At 28.4% G+C, this 20,096-nt stretch carries 12 protein-coding genes and 1 tRNA gene; 4 read left to right on the top strand and 9 right to left on the bottom strand.

All coding sequences use genetic code 4. From position 1 onward, the window contains the following. The first annotated feature begins 214 nt into the window (after positions 1 to 214). The gene (asnS, locus tag AC0B4K_RS02160; RefSeq protein ID WP_465103619.1) at positions 215 to 1,573 is read left to right on the top strand and encodes an asparagine--tRNA ligase; all 1,359 of its coding nucleotides are present in this window, start codon (positions 215 to 217) and stop codon (positions 1,571 to 1,573) included. A gap of 99 nt (positions 1,574 to 1,672) precedes the next feature. Here the strand turns inward: asnS and AC0B4K_RS02155 are convergent, their stop codons facing one another. The 3 genes from AC0B4K_RS02155 to AC0B4K_RS02145 all read right to left on the bottom strand — a co-directional run bounded on the left by AC0B4K_RS02155 (position 1,673) and on the right by AC0B4K_RS02145 (position 6,231). Then, positions 1,673 to 2,491 (bottom strand): hypothetical protein, encoded by an 819-nt coding sequence (locus AC0B4K_RS02155; protein ID WP_465103618.1) that lies wholly within the window; start codon positions 2,489 to 2,491, stop codon positions 1,673 to 1,675. Continuing rightward, positions 2,475 to 4,547, bottom strand: a complete 2,073-nt coding sequence (locus AC0B4K_RS02150; RefSeq protein WP_465103617.1) for a S8 family serine peptidase — start codon at positions 4,545 to 4,547, stop codon at positions 2,475 to 2,477. Before AC0B4K_RS02150 ends, AC0B4K_RS02155 begins: the two co-directional genes overlap by 17 nt. A 502-nt stretch (positions 4,548 to 5,049) precedes the next feature. Next, entirely contained in the window at positions 5,050 to 6,231 is a 1,182-nt protein-coding gene (locus AC0B4K_RS02145) for an IS3 family transposase (RefSeq protein ID WP_465103343.1), read from the bottom strand. Positions 6,232 to 6,494: 263 nt separating this feature from the next. Here AC0B4K_RS02145 and AC0B4K_RS02140 point away from each other — a divergent pair, with 263 nt between their 5' ends. Then, positions 6,495 to 7,898 carry a hypothetical protein gene (locus AC0B4K_RS02140; protein WP_465103616.1) on the top strand — a complete coding sequence of 468 codons (1,404 nt, stop codon included), beginning with the start codon at positions 6,495 to 6,497 and terminating at the stop codon, positions 7,896 to 7,898. Positions 7,899 to 8,413: 515 nt separating this feature from the next. On the opposite strand, the gene AC0B4K_RS02135 is transcribed toward AC0B4K_RS02140, so the two are convergent. The 3 genes from AC0B4K_RS02135 to AC0B4K_RS02125 all read right to left on the bottom strand — a co-directional run bounded on the left by AC0B4K_RS02135 (position 8,414) and on the right by AC0B4K_RS02125 (position 14,758). Then, complete coding sequence (locus tag AC0B4K_RS02135) at positions 8,414 to 10,909, bottom strand: PfkB family carbohydrate kinase (protein ID WP_465103615.1); 2,496 nt, start codon at positions 10,907 to 10,909, stop codon at positions 8,414 to 8,416. Further along, on the bottom strand, positions 10,896 to 12,464 hold the full coding sequence (locus AC0B4K_RS02130; RefSeq protein ID WP_465103614.1) for a PTS transporter subunit EIIC: 1,569 nt from the start codon (positions 12,462 to 12,464) through the stop codon (positions 10,896 to 10,898). The genes AC0B4K_RS02135 and AC0B4K_RS02130 overlap by 14 nt, the downstream gene beginning before the upstream one ends. 761 nt (positions 12,465 to 13,225) lie before the next feature. Then, positions 13,226 to 14,758 (bottom strand): transposase family protein, encoded by a 1,533-nt coding sequence (locus AC0B4K_RS02125; RefSeq protein ID WP_465103318.1) that lies wholly within the window; start codon positions 14,756 to 14,758, stop codon positions 13,226 to 13,228. Positions 14,759 to 14,907: 149 nt separating this feature from the next. On the opposite strand from AC0B4K_RS02125, the gene AC0B4K_RS02120 reads away from it, so the two are divergent. Beyond that, positions 14,908 to 14,998: transfer RNA gene (locus tag AC0B4K_RS02120), tRNA-Ser, on the top strand. 307 nt (positions 14,999 to 15,305) lie between these two features. Here AC0B4K_RS02120 and pfkA read toward each other — a convergent pair. Genes pfkA through AC0B4K_RS02105 form a run of 3 tightly spaced genes read right to left on the bottom strand, consistent with a single transcriptional unit; the run spans position 15,306 to position 19,605 of the window. Further along, entirely contained in the window at positions 15,306 to 16,283 is a 978-nt protein-coding gene (pfkA, locus tag AC0B4K_RS02115) for a 6-phosphofructokinase (RefSeq protein WP_465103613.1), read from the bottom strand. A gap of 14 nt (positions 16,284 to 16,297) precedes the next feature. Further along, positions 16,298 to 17,131, bottom strand: a complete 834-nt coding sequence (locus AC0B4K_RS02110; protein ID WP_465101479.1) for a bifunctional 5,10-methylenetetrahydrofolate dehydrogenase/5,10-methenyltetrahydrofolate cyclohydrolase — start codon at positions 17,129 to 17,131, stop codon at positions 16,298 to 16,300. Then, positions 17,119 to 19,605: a valine--tRNA ligase gene (locus tag AC0B4K_RS02105; protein ID WP_465103612.1), complete on the bottom strand. Its 2,487-nt coding sequence runs from the start codon at positions 19,603 to 19,605 to the stop codon at positions 17,119 to 17,121. The genes AC0B4K_RS02110 and AC0B4K_RS02105 overlap by 13 nt, the downstream gene beginning before the upstream one ends. 122 nt (positions 19,606 to 19,727) lie before the next feature. On the opposite strand from AC0B4K_RS02105, the gene AC0B4K_RS02100 reads away from it, so the two are divergent. Continuing rightward, on the top strand, positions 19,728 to 20,096 hold the full coding sequence (locus tag AC0B4K_RS02100) for a hypothetical protein (protein WP_465103611.1): 369 nt from the start codon (positions 19,728 to 19,730) through the stop codon (positions 20,094 to 20,096).

The raw sequence follows: 20,096 nt of genomic DNA, 5'->3' as shown, positions 1-20,096 counted from the left end.
ACAATTTATAAATTATTTAAAATTTATTTTCTATTTACTTTCATTGCTATATTTGTTAAGAGTTAATATGCCAAAACCAAAATCATTAACCATAATTAAATTTTACCATCCAAAAACACACTTTTAATTATCATTTATTAACATTAAAAATTAATATAAAAGTGTTATAATATAAAAACATTTAGAAGTATAAATAAATTATTAAGGAGGATTCATGATTGATTCAATTAAATCATTTTTATTAAAACCAGTTTTTTATGATGGTTGAACTAATGTTGAAGTCAAAGGATGAATTTCATCAAACCGAGGAAACAAAAAAATACGTTTCCTAGAAGTTAACGATGGTTCAACTATTGAAAATTTACAAGTAGTTTTTAAAGGTCAAAATTTTGATTTCAACATACTTGATTCATTACGCCCTGGAGCCGCTGTTATAATTAAAGGAACTTTAAATGCAACGCCAAATTCTCCACAACCAATTGAATTAGTTGCCAGTGAATTGGTGGCATATAAAAATGTTGATGAAGATTATCCAATTCAAAACCAAGAAATTAAACTAGAAACCTTAAGGGATCTGCCACACTTAAGACACCGTACATCACTTTTAAGAGCTGTTATGTTAATTCGCTCTACTTTAGCTCACGAAGTCCATAAATATTTTATAAACAAAGAATTTCATTATTTAACAAGTCCTATTATTACAAGCAATGATGGCGAAGGGGCTGGTGAAACATTTAATGTTTCTGATACATCTAGTCTTGAGCCCTTTTTTGGAAAAAATAAAAAAGCAACTTTAGGAGTGACAGGACAATTACACGGGGAAAGTTATGCTTTAGGAATGCAAAAAATTTATACTTTTGGACCTACCTTTAGAGCAGAAAGATCTAACACTAAAAAACATTTAGCTGAATTTTGAATGATAGAACCTGAAATGGCTTTTTATGATTTAAATGATAACATTGCTTTAGCTGATGATATGCTTAAAGTAATTATTAGAAATACTTTAAGCAAACATAAAAAAGAATTTAGTTTCCTAGATTCATTACATGAAGGATTATTGGATCGTTTAAATCAATTTATTGAAACCCCAATTCAAATCGTAGATTATCAAGAGGCTATAAGTAAACTTGCTGAAGTTAAGGATATTTTTGAAAATAAAGATATTAAATATGGACTGGATTTAGCTACTGAACACGAAAGATATTTAACTGAGAAAGTTTATAACAGACCGATTGCTCTTATAAATTTCCCAAAAGATTTTAAGGCATTTTATATGAAACAAAATGATGATAATAAATCAGTAGCAGCTTTTGACTTATTAGTGCCAGGTATTGGAGAATTAATAGGCGGAAGCCAGAGAGAATGCGATTATGATAAAATAGTGCAACGAGTAAATGAATTAAATATTGATCAAGAAGATTTACAATGATATTTAGATCTTCGCAGATATGGTCATATCATGTCATCAGGTTTTGGGGTAGGTTTTGAAAGATTAGTAATGTATGTCACAGGAATTGAAAATATTAGAGATGTAATACCATACCCAAGAACAACTGGAAATATTAGAATGTAAAAAAATACCACTGTAGCATTAGATACAGTGGTATTTATTTATTATTAATAGCTAAATTTTATTTCAATAAGAAATTAATCAGCATGTATTTTAGAGAATTTATAAATAGTATTTTGCAAAGACATTATTATATCACTTAACAAATCGATCTCTATAATTTTGAGCTGATTCATCTATATCTCTATTTATACCATTATATTTTGGTGTAAAGCCTTTTTTAACTAAAAAGACTTCTCAAACATAGTCTGGTGATGGAATATATGCAGCAGGCGGTTGTAAAAGACGAGGATCAATGCTTTCATAAGAACCTATTCAATTTATGGTCACTTCATTATTTTCATAAATCGGAATTATAAAGCCACCATTTGGTGATTGTTTTGAACTTCTATATTTTATAAAAATATCATGATCTTCTAAAAGAGTATAAACATCTTGGTTATTTAAATATAATTCTTCAAATAGTTTTTTGATTTTTGAATTTTCATTATATTCACTATTATTATTTAATTCTTTAAACTTATTTATAATATGAGTGTCAAATTCATCTTTTGTTTTAACTTTTATTATACTACCCTCGATATATTCATGATAATTATGATTAGGATAATTACGGAAAAAACCTGTATTAAATGTATCTGATCCTTTTTGTCTATACTCGTCTTTTACTCTTTTTTCTTCTTCTGACACTCATTCTTTTGGAGCAAAAATAGCTGTTTTTGTAATATTTTGATAGATTGGATAAATCACATCATACATTTTTTTAACTTCATTTTCATAATATTCGTCAGGTTTGTCAAGTATAATTCTCCGTGCAATAGGCTCTTTTCCAACAGGCGGTTTTTCATTACATGAAAATAAAGTTATAGGCAATACTAAAGAAATAAGACTAATTAGCAATTTTCTAATTATTTTCATCATTTTTAACCACGTGAGTAATTGCTATTAAATCATGTACAGAATTACTAAAGTCATATTTCTCATACTTTTTAATGCGATATCTATAAGTCCCTGAAGAAGTTGCTTTATATTCAAGTAATTCATCATTACTCACTGCAGACTGAATCATCTTCACAACAACCCATTTTCCATTTGATTCCTTTTTTTCTAAAAATAAGTCATAATCAGAAAATCAATTGTTGTTTTGACGTTTTATTGCCTCAGATTGAGTCAAACGAATCTCATATTTATGAGTTAAGTCTCACATTTTACCCTCGGCAATAGTTTTTTGTTTTTCTAGTTCTTGGCTTTTTCTACGTGATGGAGAAAAGAAATTTAAAAATGAATTTCACCAACTTGTATTTTCTTTATACTCTGGCCTAACTTCAGATTGATTTAAAAGACCAGCATTAAACATTCAAGAACTAGATATTTTTATCGTTTGATTCTTTTTTAAATTTATTTCTTTACTTGAAAATACAAAACCACTATCATTAGTTGGATGAATTTTTAGTGTTGAATAGTTGTTAGCTGCTTCTAACATTGTTTTAAAATCTACTGTTCCAGCACCAAATTTTTGTTCATAACCACTTGACTTATAGGTTAAATTATCGTGATTTGGACTAACAGCAGATGCCGATAAAACTGCTTTTACAATAGGAACTCTAAATTCACTATCCCTAATATCCGATCTATATTTAAATAAGTTTGAGATTAAACCAGTTACGACAGGCGCAGCATAACTTGTTCCACGAGAATAATTGTTTCTGTTATAAACAGGATTATAAAAATGTGCTGGAGCAACAACTAAAGGCTTCGATATATTTTCAAATTCTGGTAATAATTTGTAATTAGAATAATCTGCAATTATATTTTGTTTTTGATATTCTTTAGATGATCAATCTGATAAAGCACCAACAACTATTGAATTGAATGATAGTCGTTTATGTGTTATTAAATGATAATCTTTATTTCCCTCATTACCAGCTGCAAATACATTTATTACACCATACTTACGAGATATATGATCAAGGAAATATGAATTTTCATGGTAACCCTTTTTATAGTTGTTACTTTCATAAGTTTCACCATTTTTTTCGTAATACCTTATAAGACCATAACTATGATTAATTAATTTTATTCCATCTTTTTTTACCATTTTTTCAATTGTAGACATTCAATGACTATCTGTTTGGTTTGTTGTATATAAATATATTTTAGATGATCGGTCTATTCCATATTGTCCACCCGCAACAAGTGATACCATTGTTGAATGAGTTTCATAACCTGGTCATATTCTTTCGTTTATATCGTTTATCTTAATACCATTTCTAAAATATTTTTGATAGTTTTTATCAAAGGGATGAGCCCATGTTTCTAATATTCCTATTTTATTTACATATGGATTATCTAAATAGTTTGTAGCATTTACAAGATCTATATTTTTGTTCATATGTTGCACATAATTTTGCAAATTAAAATTTATCCCATAACGACCATAATTACTTACTTGTCCTCTTTGTGTATACAGATTTTTGATCTTATTTGTGGAACTCGGGGTTATGTATCCTTGTGGAATTGTATTTGTATTTTCAAATATAATGAACTTATAAATTTCGTTTCAGTTTTTTAATTTATTAACAAATTTTTTTCTATCTTCTTCTTTTTCAAAATAAAATCAGACAATTGGCATCATTGTTAGTTTTTCAAATGATTTATAAACTAAATTGCTTTCAGTAACTTTATTTATAAAATCACCATTGAATTTACTTAAAAATTCTTCATTCTCAGTTTCAAAGCCTGGATTTAATAATAATTTAAGTTCAAAATTATTATCAACAGGCAAAGAAAACGTTTCATTATTTTGATTAAATGCAATAGTCGCTCCCTGTCCCCTGACCTCAAACTTATCATTATTAAGATTTTTGTACCATATTGTGTCTGGAGTGAACTGCTTTGCGACTGGGGTAGCAAAAAATGTTACTAAAGCACTTGTGCTAATTAATGTTAAAACAGAAATTTTTAGTTTCTTTTTCATAATTGTCTCCTTAAGTTTTGTAAGCTAAATTTGTGTTTAATATTTTTTTGAGTAGAAATTGTTTAGAAATGTATAATGCTCGTTCCTTATTTCTAAACTTATAAATATTGGGTATTTTATCTATACCTAACAAAATTTTAGCATTAAAAAGTTAAAAACAAATATTTTCAGTTTTTATCATAATTTCCACACTTTTCCAGGTTCCTTATATAAAATACTTATAGATATTAAGATAGTCTAATATAATAAAATTTAGAATACTTAGAACTATTTCTAAATTTTTTAAACTATGGGGAATTAATGTTCACATAATTTTTTTATAAAATATAAAAATTCTTTTCATCTATCTATATTGAAATGAAAATAATCATATCAAGAATTAGAAATAAACTTGCCAAAACATTAGCTTTGGCTTAACCAAATGGTATGGTTTGGGATGGTAAAATAGTCCGAAAAAATTCCCAAGTTAAACATGGACAGCAAAATTTAACATTTTAGTAACTTATAATGCCATTGCAAATTGCTTTGGCGTTTTTCAGTTTAAGTTTGATTGAATTCGATCGTTATTATACCAAACTACATATTCTTGTATCATATCATTAAGTTCATTGAACGTAATTTTGGAATAATCTAAATCATTTAATAATTCGGTTTTAATGATCCCAAACCAATATTCAATTTCTCGATTATCAAGTGAGTTTCCCACTCTTGATAACGAAATAACGCCACCAATATTTTGAACTTCTTTAATATATTGATGATGTGTATATTGAAAGCCATGATCTGAGTGAATGATAAAATTTTTGGGTTTGTATTGTTTTAATGAATTTAAATTGTCTAAAACTAGTTCTAGATTATTACTTCTTGATAATTTAAAACCAACAATTTGTTTAGTTTTATGAGATAAAATTGCAGACAAATAAACGTGTGATTCTAACACGTCTTTTGGTGCTTTTATATATGAAACATCAGTTGCATAAATATTTCGATTGTTTTGATCGTTATAATCACGATTTACGAAGTTATCAATTTGTGAAGATACATTTTTAATTTCTTTTCGTTTTGATTTTTGTCTAAGCTTACATTTTAGGCCTAAAAGGTTCATATATCTCCCTAAAGAACGTTCGTTTATATCTATTTTGTATTTTTGAGATATGTAAACACTTAGCTTTAGCCTTCCATATCTTGACTTTGTTTCTATGAACGATTTTTCAATTACATCACTATGTTTAGGGAGTTTTTGTGAAATTTTAATCTTATGAGTTTTAGAAATTGTTTGCCTAGAAATGCCAAAAACTTCTGAAAGCTTCACATAACTTATGCTAAAACTTTTTAATTCAATAACTTTCTTACTTTTGGGTAATTCATTGGTAATTTCATAATATCTTTTAGCTATTTGTAACAAATCATCACGATCAAAAATATCTCAATTTGGTTCTCTTTTCTTCTTAGGACTGCCACTTCCTTTTTTGCGGTTTTCGCCTTTCTTTGTCTGCAATAAGTCTTCCATACCTAAATTATAATACTTAATTATTTTATTAATTCTAACTTTTACACTATTTCTTTGTAAGTTTTTTGTTCCTGGTGATATTTGGTAAATAGCCCGAAAAGCACCTGGGAAACCTGACTTTTGATATTCTTCATATATTTTTGCAAATTCTTCTTTCTTTAAATGTCTTGACATAATTTTCCTTTCAAAAAATTTTTTCGTTGGTACCAACGAATGGTAACAGAAAAGCTAACATTTACATGTTAACTTTTCTGTCCGGCTTTAAGTTTTATTATTTTTACTATATTCTTTTCTTTTTAAACGTACAAGTTTTTTAACTTTCTTCATATATATATATATATATATATTAAAATTAAAGTAGATTAACAAATCTATTAATTTGATTTTAGACAAATTAATTATTATATAAATATATTTGTATGAAAGGAAAATACGTTATGAAATTACGTAAATTTTTATTAGTAACAACTAACTTAGTTACTATTTCAACAATTACTGCCGTATCATGTACAGCGCCCAAGCCCCAAAAAAGACAATTTACTATTCAAAATGTTAGTGAAATTACAGTAACTCAAACTAGTGCTCAATTCACCGCTAAAATTACTGGTCTACAAGGAACAGACCAACTTAATGTAAAAATTAATGATATAGTTCATAATTTTACAGTTTCAAGTTTAAGCAAACCAGCTGATAATGAATATAAAATTACTATTACTGGTTTAACTAAAGGTACTACATATTTATTAGATACCATTAAGGTAAACAATGACACATTATTTAATGTCAAACGTCCATTTACAACATTAAACGATGTAGTAGCTACAAATCCACCTATTGAAAATAGAGAACAAGAAGAGCCAGTAAATCCTAATCCACCAAGAGAAGAAAATGAACCATCGAATCCAGGAACTAATAACCCTGATCCAAAAGAACCAACTAACGACACCCAACAACCTCCTAAGACAGAACCAAACCCTACTCCAGTTCCTAAAGATCCAACTACAGAGCAAGGTAATAGTGATAACACCCAAGAAACTCCAAGAGAAGAAAATACACCATCTAACCCAGGGGCCAAAGACCCATCTCCAAAAGAACCAGCAACAGAAGAACCTGAAACTGGTGTAAAACAACCAGATGAAGAAAAACCAAACAATGGTACTGATAATGGTTCAAGCGGTGCAGATGATTCGAGAGATAATGCCCAACCAGGGCACGATTCTGCTCCTAATCAACCAGTAGAGAAACCAATTCAAGGAAATGATGATCAAGAAACAGATACAGGAACAATAACTAAGGAAGAAGATACTAAATCTCAGCCTACTGATAATCCAGAAAGCACTAACCGTAATCAACCTTCTGATCAAAAAACTACCGAAACACCTGGGCAAGATCCAAGTAGTTCAACAGATGGAGATACATCAAAAGATAATTCTAACTCTGCAAAAGAAGAAGATGAAGAACCTAAGGACGAATTAAAAAATTCGAAAGCAAGTGCTAGCATATTACAAATAATAGTAGAAAAAAGTGGCCCTGCATGAGATCCTAGTCGAAAATATATTAGAATAGCAGTAAGAACTACTAAAGAAGTATATGAAAAAATAAAATCAAAAACTATTACTCATGAAGTATATTCAAAAAGTGCAAATAGTTATACAAATGACTCAACAGCACCAGCAAATATCCAATATTGGCGTAATATAGGCGAAAACGAAGTCGATTTTATTCTTAATGCACCAAATCCATGACATAAAGGAGCTTATAGCATAACTAGACTTTTTGTTGCTGGAGAAGAAAATTACAACTTACTCCAAGGACAAACAAAAGATTTTACTATTAATTAAATTTTATAAATAAAATAACTAATTAAATATAACTATAAAATAAACCCAAAATATAATATTTTGGGTTTATTTTGATATAGTTTGTAGTAGGATATTGAAATTTTATATATTTTTAAATAAACAAAACAGTAAACCAGGATAAATACATTTATAATATATAGCAAGTTGTTATGTACTATTATCAATAAATAATCTTTAATATTATTTGTAATAATAGTTGTAAATAAAAATTTACTTTCACTCGTTTTGATTTTCTGTAATATAGGCAGTGGTATAAAAACATAAATCTTTATTATTTTATAATATTTAAATTATGAATCTTATTTTTGACTTCGAAATATAAATCAAAAGCCAAGTACTAAAAAAGATAAGATTGCACCAGTTCCAAGAGGAATTACCACAAAATTTAATCAATTATTATTTAAACCTTCAATTTTTACACAAAGGATTATTCCAATTATTACACCTAGTAAAAATATAATTGGAATAGTAATTTTAATTATCTTTTTAAACATTTAAAATTCTTCTTTAAATCTTTTTATTAAATTCTTATGTAATCTTTTGGCTTTAAAATCATGATTTTCTATTTCTAAAAGTGAAAAACTTGCCCCTACTTTGGTTACAACATAACCAGCAACTAAATTTGCATCAAAAACAATATTAATTAAATCTTCATCGATAACAACTTCTTTTGAATTTGCTTGTTTAGTATCAAACCATTTACCAATAAACGTACCAAAGAAAGCATCACCAGCTCCGGTAGAATCAATTTGCTTTACTTTTTTAGATTCAACTAAAAAATGTTTTGAATCTTTATAAACTAATGTGCCTTTCTCACCTAAAGTGATTAAAAATAATTTATTCTTAAAATTTTTAAGAGCTTTTATACCATCTTTTAATGTATTGGTATTTGTTATTAAATATAGTTCATCTTCAGAAAATTTAATAAAATCAGCTAAATTAATAAATTCTTTTGCTTTTGCAATAAAATCATCAAGATTATCTTGATAAAGGGCCTTTCGATAATTAGGATCAAAGAATATTTTCTTGTTTTCCATTTTAGCTTTTAGGGCTAAGTTCTTGTAAGTTTCAAATAATTCACAACCTAAAAAAGCCGTTGCGGAAGTTAAAACTAAGGCATCAAAATCAATATTTTCAACATATTCATATTTTAAATCAGCATCAGCGCCTCTAACAAATTCAAAACTTCTTTCACCATTTTCATCTAAGGAAACTATTGCTTTTGTAGTATTTTTATCTTTTATTTTTATCAAATTATCTGGATCTAACTTATCCATAGATACAGAAAGAAGTAAATTAGTACTATCATCAAAGCCAACAGCACCAACAAAAATAGCAGTACGTTTGGTTTTTTGAATTGCGGCTGCTACATTTAAAGAAGCTCCTCCAACATTAACTTTAATTTTTCCATTACCTAAATGATATTCATCATAAAGAGCTTCGCCTGGCACTAAAAGTTGTGGACGATCACCCCAATCAATATCAACTTCATCAAGTTCACCAATAGTTGCAGTAATATCACCATCATATTGAAATAATAATTCACCATCTAAAAAGTATTTTGTAGTAATCACGTACTCTCCTTGATTTATATAAAGTTCTAATAATGATGAATCTTGGATAATTTCGATATCTTTAATATTCTCAATATTTCTAGTTATTTTGTTAGGGTAATTTGGTGCAAAACTATGTGACATATTAGTTCGATCAATGGTTAAAACACCATTAAGGTAGGAAAACATAATATAATGACCTTCTTCATTTTTAAACTCAAAAAATCATTTCTTACCACTAGGTTTTAAGTGGAGAAAATTCTGGCGATTTCATAAGTCTACAATACTATTTGTAATTCGATAATACGGTTGGTAAATAAAATTAAAATTATCTGAATATTTTTGGTATAGTTTTCCTTTTTCGATTCACATAGTTCTTGGTAAGGTTAATGAATGAGCGTATCCTTGTTCAAAAGTTGCAACAGCATCTGTATCTGGTGTTCCTGCTCATGCAATTGAAAGATTATAATAATAATCGGGACCATTCATAATTTGAGGCGCATAGTAGTCAAAACCTAAATCAAGTAAATCCCAATGGGTAACTTTAAATGTTAATGTTTTTCAGTTCAATTTACCTAGAAGGTAAATTGAAACATCCCTATTTTGGTTATCTTGGTCATAAAAATAAGCACCTTGAGTTGAAATAAATATTACATCTTTATTATGTATCTTAGTAAAACTAGGGCACTCAAACATAAATGCTTCATTAAGTTGCTTTGGCCCATTAATAAATTTAATTTCACCTTTTCAAGTAAAATCAGCATTAGGTTTATCAGAACTATAAACAACAATTTTGCCTTTTTTATCTAAAGTTTGTGCTCCATGTAATAAATAATAAGTGTCTTCAACTTGGACAATATAAGGATCTCTAAAATGCCTTGTATATTTAGTTTTATCAACACTAAATAATAGTTTTTTGCTTGCTTCAGTTTCTTTTCAATCATTGCTATATTTAGCAACTAATGTATGCGATGTATCTTCAGGAGCATTATAAATATTTCCTTTTTTTACGTTGCCAGTGTAATATAAATAAAGGTTGTTATCTTCTGATAATGCTGAACCTGAGTAAATCCCATTTGCATCATATTCATTTGATGGTCTAATTCCTAAACCATGACTTTTATATTCTAAAAAATCTTTTGTCGTAAAATATCCTTGGTGCTTATTAGCGTGGATTGGACTAAACGGATTTCATTGGTAAAAAATATAATATTTCTCATTATGATAAACAAAATTATTTGGATCATTAATCAAGCCTGAAAATGAAGAAAGGTGAAGTTTATTAAAATAAACATCACCTTTGGCTTGTTTTAATTTATTAGTTAATTCAGGCAACAATGCATCGGTATATACGTAAGTTTTACCTGTATTTTGTTGCTTGATTTGATCTAATTTTCTTTGCTTATCTTTGTAATTAACAGGTTTAAGCTTTTTCATGTTCTTTAATAAAGTTTTCGAGTGTTTCTTTACCAAATGTTTTTGCAAATACAAATGTTAATGAACTAGATACAATTGAAGAAATTACAGAAGCAATTGCAATATTACCTAATGGTGATAATGCTCTATGGAAGAACATTTTATTTCCTCATGGAACCACTTTTTCATATTCTGTATAGTAAGCTAATAATTTATCGCTTTTTACAGGTGAGAATTGGATAAATCCTAATCATGAAGCTGAACCAAGTGAACTAGCTACAGCTTGTGACATACCTACCCAATATCCACCAATACCTGCTCCAATAGAAGCTGCAAGCATTGGGAAGAATAATGGAATGTTTGTTCCAAACATAGCAGGTTCAGTAATACCTAAATTAGCTGCAATACCAGATGAAAGTGATGAAGAAGCTAATTTTTGTGATTTTTTGTATAAAAGACCAAACATTGTAAGAGCTGCAACTCCTTGTGCAATGTTAGATACTGTTGCAATTGAAGTAATTCAAGTAAATCCTTGTGAAGCAATTAATTGAGCTTCGATAGCAGTAAATCCTTGGTGCAATCCAGTTACAACAATGAATGGGTAAGCCATTCCAATTAATAACCCACCTAAACCAAAGCCTGGGAAGTTAGTATATGTAAAGATTGCATTTGCTGCATATCCAATACCAATTCCAATATATCTTCCAATTGGTCCAACAAATCAGAATCCAAAGAAGACGCTAATGCCTACGGTAAATAACGGAACTACTACGATTGCTAAAGCTTCTGGCGTATATTGTTTGAGTAATTTTTCAATATAGAATGCTAAAGCAATGATTAATAACACTGGGAAAATTTGGGCTTGGTAACCTATGAATTTTCATTGGAAAAATTCAGGTAACTTAGGGAACAAGGCAAAAGCCCCCTCAACAGCTTCTTTATTTGATGAACTTCATCCATTAACAAGGGCTGGTGAAATCATTGTTAGACCGATTGCTAACCCTAAGAATGGATTTCCTCCAAATTTTTTCATTGCAGTATATCCTACAAAAGCAGGTAAACCACCAAGAATAGCACCACCAATTAAATCAAAAAAGTTTTTAGCTGCTGTTGCAGAAGTACCAGAAGCAACTGTTGAAATAAATGAAGATAATGCTAATGAAATACCGCCTGCAATAAAGACAGGAATTAAAGGTACGAAGATTTCAGAAAACGATCTAACAAGTCATCTGATTAATAAAAAGGCATTGCTTTTAAATGATAATTCTTTGTTTCAAAGAACTTGTTTTCTAGCTTGTGTTGTTGTTTGGGTTTTTGTATCTGATAAATAGTTTCTTAAGTTATCAATTACTTTATTTACAGTTCCAGGACCATAAATAACTTGCAATTGATCACCGTCACGAGAAGCACCTTTTGCAAGTGCGACTTTTGAAAGTGTTTTCATGTCGATTTTAGAATCGTCATGCACATACACTCTAAGTCTTGTGGCACAGTTGAAATATTCTTTAATATTTTCTTTGCCACCTAATGCTTCGGTAACTTCTTTTGAGACATTGTCTCAATCAAATTTTTGCATATTATTCCTTTCGTTTTAGTAATAAATTGATTTAAAAACAAATATTATTAAAACAAAAATAATAATTAAGTTTTAAATCTGTACATATTATATATTATTATTATTATTATTATTATTATTTCTGTTTTTTTTGTATTTTTTCCACAACCCTTGAGGATTTGTATAATTTTAATTAATTTAGAGAGTGAATATTAAAGTACTAAAAAATTTGACTAAGCAACTTGTACTAACTTTTTGAATAACATACTTATATTATAAATTACTAATTTAAAGCCTATTAATTCCAAATATAAAATGCCTAAAAATTTTCTTATACTTCTAAAAACCATAATATCAATATTTTTTAAAGAAATGTTTACATATTTTGTAGAATAACTACTTTTTTGAACTACATTTTTAATTTTCTGCCCAGACTGTTGGGGTTAATCATTTTTTTATTTTTTGATTTATATTATGATGCTTTTGTTACAAAAAAAAGATAACGAAAAAACAAAGAAAAAAAATTTTTTTCTTCTTTGGCAACTAAATTGGAAAATTTATATATTTTTTGATGTTTTTACTGTCTAAAAAATTAAGACATAATTATGCATATTGTTAAATTAACTATAAAATTTCAAAATGAAGCAAAAAGATTTTTAACCCCCCGCCCTTGATTGCAATCAAGGGGGCCTTACTTTTGAAAAAGTAAGCAAAACTTCCAGAAAACACGTGCCCGTGTTTTCTATTTTTATTATTTTCTTTTTTATTAAAAAATATTAAAATTAATATGCATCAATTTTTATTTCATCATTGATGCTTCTGTGTAATGTTCGAAGTATCTCTAAATACTCAGCCATAATCTTATTGGCTTCAAGGTTATTTCCTTGTGCATTCACAGAGACACTATTAAACTTTGAGATGTATAATTCAAGAGTTTTAAAAAATGAGTTTGTTTTCTTATGGATAAATGCTAGTTTTCCAACGGCAGGGATAGAATAATCTAAACCTTTCTCAAGAGCTCACATTTCTGTAAAGCTTAGATATTTTCCATTAGGTTCTTTGGCAAAGTATTTTTTTCCATTATATTTAAAATACAAATTATCATCAGAACAATGTACTAACACAACATCAGAATTATAAGGAAATATAATCCTTTTGTCATGCATATCGAAAGCTGCAAGGTTTTTACCTTGGTATCTAACAACACCATTTAAAACTTTTCTATTAATCTCTAAATCAACGGCTCAATTGCCGTTTTTCTTTCCTTCTTTTTGAAAGACATTATGTTTAGAAATTATTTTTTTATTCCTCGTGTTGTAATAATTTTGAAATACTTCGTTATTTTGCTTTAAATCATTAATATCTTTATATCCGTTTTCATGAATTAATAATGGGTATTGATCTAATGATGTTCTAAAAGATCTCTCAACGTGAGGTTTATGTTTGGGATTAGATGAACTGAGTACTTCTATTCCTTTTTTATTTAAATCTTTTTCAAAAATTGTTTGTGCGTTTTCGTTTCCCCAAAAAGTTCTTCTTTTATCAGTATAAATTTTCTTTGGAAATCCATATTTCTTAAATACTATTTCTAACAGTCTTTGATATCCTAATGTTGTTTCTTGTTCTTCAAATCATGCTGCTAATAATGTTCCAGTAGCAACATCAATTGCATGATAAAGATAGAATGGTTTATTATTTTTTAAATATGGTTCAAGCTGAGCATCGATTTCAACAATTTCACCAAATTCTAAATTTTTCTTTAGACCCAAAACTTGTCTTTGTTTTTCATTTTGTTTAATTTGTTTATAATATTTTTTTAATAGCAATGTTGTCTCTTGTGAAGTTTTCTTCTTTGATATTTTTGCTATTTTTCTTCCTCTTTTGGTTGTATGTATATTAAATAATCCTAATTGGTTGAATCTTCTTACCAAAGTTTTGTAAGAAATTTTTTGCCTTATAAAAGAACCATATTCTGAATAATAATAACTTTTAAACGAAAGTTGGTTATTTGTTAGAATGCTATTTAAAATAATTTCACATGTTTTTAAATAATCTTTAAACACTAATTCAATTTCTGAATCGGTAACTTTGCAACTTCTTTGTTGATTTTTATTTTTATGACTGATGTCAATTTCTTGATTACTTTTTATTATTTTTTTATATCTTTTTACAGTTGATACACTAAGGTTTGTAATTAAACTAAGTTGAGATAAAGATTTTTCAATATTAGCAGCAATTAATATGAGAGATTGCTGTTTTTTTAGTTCGTAGTTTGTTAAGTTTTTGTACTTATCTATGTTATGTTTGATTCTCATAAATAATTTATACCATATTTTAATTAAATTAGTTCACTTTCCATGGGATTTATATATGGACCTAAATAGTTGTCATTGGACAATAATATCAATATTTTTTAAAGAAATGTTTACATATTTAAAAAATAGTGTATAATATATGCATATTTGGAACAGTACTCAAGAGGCTGAAGAGGCGGTCCTGCTAAGACTGTAGGGGAGGCAACTCCCGCGGAGGTTCAAATCCTCTCTGTTCCGCCATTTATTTTAAAAATATAATTAAATTTTAGATATTTAGAAAGACAAATAATAATAATATTTCCTTTTTTATTGATATATATATATATATATATATATATATCAATAAAAATAATTACTTCTTATAACTTTATATTACTTTACTCAAATTCATTTTTATTTTTCCTTTATTTATTAATCAATAACCTTTTATAAATTTTCTCATTATAATAATACCTTTCTAATTTCTGAATTTAATCCTAAATCATTTGTATAGTTTATTTTTATGTTTACTAAAAAACACTTATGCGCTGCATAAGTGTTTTATTCACTATTTAGATTGGTTTAATTTGTTAAATTTTATTGCTTTTTGGACAAATTTATTTTTAGAAGCATTTTCCATAGATAAAGCTTCTAGAATTGGAATACCAACAATATCATTATTAATAATACCAACCGAAATACCTGAACGACCTTCTAAAAGAAAATCAACTGCTTTTTGACCAAGCAATGAAGCTAAGATTCTTTCTTGGGCACTAGGAGTTCCACCTCTTTGAATATGGTTTAGAGGATTGCTGCGAGTATCTCATCCAGTTGTTTCTTGCACTAATTTTTCTAATGCTTTGATATCATAACATTTTTCTGAAACAACAATTATGATACTACGTCTGTTAGGTTGCTTTGTTAATTCAAGAGCGCTTGCTACAATTTGCTCAGGAGTTAATTTATATTGGTTTGTGGAAATAATTTCAGCACCAGTAGCTAAACCCGAGTAAAGAGCTAAATCACCACAACCATTACCCATTACTTCAACAATCATAATTCTTTGGTGACTTTTAGCAGTATCCCTAATTTTATCGATTGCATCAACAATTGTATTTAAAGCAGTATCATAACCAATTGTATAATCAGTGGCGGCAATATCATTATCAATAGTCCCAGGTAAGCCAATTGTTTTTACTCCCGCTTCGTGAAGTAATTGAGCACCTCGGTAACTTCCATCACCACCAATAACAACTAAGGCCTCAATTCCTAAGCTTTTTAGATTATTAATAGCAACTTCTCTTACTTGTGGATCTTTAAATTCAGGAAAACGAGCTGAGTAAATGCAAGTTCCCCCTTGGTTAATATAAGCATCAAGATCTACTGTATCTGCAGGCACTATATTATTGTTATATAAACCTTTATACCCTTCATACACTAAGTATGCATCTAAATTATTTGCTTTAGCATGCTTTGCAATTGCTCTAACGGCATTGTTCATTCCTGGGGCATCACCACCAGAAGTTAAAATAGCAATTTTTTTCATATTTCTCCTTTTAATTATTTAATTGCATCAATTAAGTTTTTAAGTAAACAAACTACTGTCATAGGACCAACCCCACCAGGCACTGGTGTTATGGCTGATACTTTATCTTTAACCGATTCAAAATCTACATCACCATGTAACTCTTTTGTTAATTTATTATCTAAATTAATGCCAATATCAATAACCACGGCACCTTCTTTAATATTTTCGGCTTTGATATACTTAGCAACACCAATGGCCACTATGACAACATCGCCAGATTCAACACCTTTAATGCCAGTTTTTTCATTAAATGTAGCCACATCTACACCATATTTCTTAATTAAATGGGCAATTGGTTTGCCTACTAGGTGCGAGCGCCCGACAACACAAACCTTAACATCTTTTTTGTAATTAATGTTGTAATGATCCATTATTTCCATAACGGCACGGGCCGTTGCTGGAACAAAGCATTTCTCTTCTTTACGGTTGTATAGTTTAAATTCATTACGAGTTGATAAACCATCAACATCTTTTTCAAATGGAATTGAATCCAAAATAACTTGGGTTGGGATATGTTTAGGCAAGGGCAATTGTACAATTACACCATCTGATTCTAAATTAATTAAATCGAGTTTTTTCAAAAGGGAATTTTGTGTAATTTTTTCATCAAACTTATGCAATCTTCCTTCAACTCCGACTTCTTCACATTTTTTTAATTTAGCATTAATATATTTATTAGAGGCTTCATTATCACCAACTTGAACTATCGATAAAATTGGGCGGCGGGGGAAATTTAAAGATTCTAGTTCTTGTTTAATCTTTTCAGTTTCTAGCTTTGCTAATTCTTTACCACTTAATATTTGCATTTTAATTCCTCCATATATTTATTTAGTTCACTAGTGTATTTATCTAATTTTAAACGTTCTGCTTCGACTTTCTCTGGCGGAGCTGCTTGCACAAATCTTTGATTTGCTAAAATGTTTTGCGATCTTTTTACCTCAGATTCAAGATATTTAATTTTTTCAATTAATTCTAGTTTATTTTTGTTTTTTAATTCACTTGATTGCTTAATAAATAAACTTTCTTTGTTAATTGAAATTAAATAATCCTCGTTCTGGGTTAATTTTGCATTAGCCATACGGTTAATAATCTCAATTCACTTAGGCTCAATTTTTCCAGAATATCAATATTCTAAAAGATCTTTTTTAGAAATTTGCATATCATCGCGGTATTTTCTTAATGCAGTAACTAGTTCAATAACTTCATCTATGCTACTAACAAAATCATAAGAGCGAAGCATTGGCATTTTTTGTTCCAATAATTCAGCATGATATATTTCTGAATATAAACGGTCAGTTATAAATGGTAAAAACGGATGTAAAACAATTAAGGTTTTACTCAAGATGTTAAGGGCTACTTGTTTATTTTGAGTTGATTTTAAAAACTCAATATATCAACTGCTTAAGTAGTTAAAAATAAATTTGTAAATTTCAGAACCAATGATTGCAAATTCATATTGTTTAATTAATTTTGTAATTTTCTTAGATAAATTGGCTAATTTATCTAAGATTCAATAATCATATGGTGTTTTTTCTTTAGATGAATTATCTGGTAAACTTTGAATATAATTAGCAATATTTCAAAGTTTATTATTAAGTCTTCAAGCACTTTCAACTTTTTGAGTTGAAAATCTAATATCCATTCCTGGAGAGGTATTTGTTAATAAAAACCAACGCAATGAATCTGATCCATATTGATCAATTAAATCCATAGGATCCACACCATTATTTAATGATTTAGACATTTTTTGCCCTTTTTCATCCCGAATTAAACCATGGAATAATAATTCCTTAAATGGTTTTTGTTTCATAAACTCAAGACCCATAAAGTACATTCGAGCAACTCAAAAGAAAATAATGTCATAACCTGTCACTAATAAACTAGTCGGATAATATCTTTCAAGCATTTTGGTATTATTTGGCCAACCCATAAATGTAAATGGTGCAATGCCTGAAGAAAACCAAGTATCTAAAACATCTTCGTCTTGTTTTCAACCTTCACCTGGACTATCAACTTGAACTTTAATTTGATTTTCTTTATACCAGGCAGGAATCCGATGACCTCATCAAATTTGGCGTGAAATGTTTCAATCATGCATTTTATCCATTCATTGTTGCATTGTGTGTTTTAAGCGTTTTGGATAAAACTTGACTTGGTCCTTTGATTTCATATTTTTAATAATTAAATCTTTTAAATCATCCATTTTAACAAATCATTGAGGTAAAACTAAAATTTCAGTAACACTTTTACTACGATCAGAAATTGAGACATTTGAAGTTACTTCTTCTTTTTTAAAAATAAAGTTATGCTCTTCTAAATATTTAGCAATTTCTATTCGGGCTTGAAATCTCTCTAACCCATGAAATTTAGTATTTGGATAATTAATAAATCCATTTTTATCAATTGATTCAATAATTTCTAATCCTAATTTTTGAATAATTTCGATATCCGCATCTGCATGTGCAGAAAGTTTCATTAACCCTGTTCCAAAATCTGGATCAACATATTCATCTTCTATGATTGGTAAAACTTTCTGCGTTAATGGATGAACAACATGAAGGTTTTTATATTTTTTGTATTTTTGATCCATTGGGTTATAAACAATTGCAATATCACTAAGTAAAGTTTCAGGACGCACTGTTGCAACTATTAAATCCTCATTAGTTTCAAAAACCTTATACTTAATATAGTACATAATCTGAGTGGTTGGCTCATTAATTACTTCAATGTTTGATATTGCAGTTTGTAACTGAATATCCCAGTGCACAGCTTTAACTCCCCGGTAAATATAACCTTTTTCATATAGTTTAATAAATACACTTTGCACAGCATTACTAGCATCTTTATCTAAAGTAAAACGTTCATTTTCATAATCTAATGCAAGGCCAACCCTGGCTCATTGTTTTCTAAATAAATTGGCATATTCGTCTTTCCATGCTCAAACTTGTTCTAAAAACTTTTCTCGACCTAAATCGTGGCGAGTTTGCCCCGTTTGTTTATAAATCACATCTTCCACTTTAGATTGTGTTGCAATCCCAGCATGATCCATACCGGGAATCCACATTACATCGTAACCTTTTAATTTTTTATACCTTATAATTGTATCTGGAATATATACATCTAGTGCATGACCTAAATGTAATTTACCGGTCACATTAGGTGGTGGTAATAAAATTGTAAATGGTTTTAATTTTTTATTATGAGTAATAAAATATTTTTTATCTCTTCACTTTTTTTCAATATCTTTTTCAACTTCTAAATGATTATAATTTTTGTTCATAACTTCTAGATAACCTCCAAATATGTAAATATATAAAATAATATTAAAATTATACCAAATAAGCCATTTTTTAGAAATGTAAAACTTACTATATTCTAATAATTTTCAGGTATAATGTAATTATGATTACAAAATACGAAAATGGAGATATTGTTATAGCGAAAATAAAAAAAATAACTTATAAAAATATAACCTTGCAAACCAAACAAGGTACCACTTACAAAATAAACTATAATGAAGTTTCTGATTATCCAAACAAAAATTTATTTACATTTTTTTCAGTAGGAGATACTATTAATTTCGTACACTTAAACTGTATAATAGACAAAAAAAAGAACCAAATTTGTTATGGTAGTTTTAAACGTAACCACCCAAACGAATCAAAAGCTAAAATAAATTCCAAATTGCAAAAAACTCCCGGTGGGTTTAAGGCATTATCAAACTACAATCAATTAATCATTAATAAATATAAAAAGCAAAAGAGAACATAA

The organism is Mycoplasma sp. 11548 (genome assembly GCF_055523555.1).
This window is presented reverse-complemented; position numbering and strand designations above follow the sequence as displayed.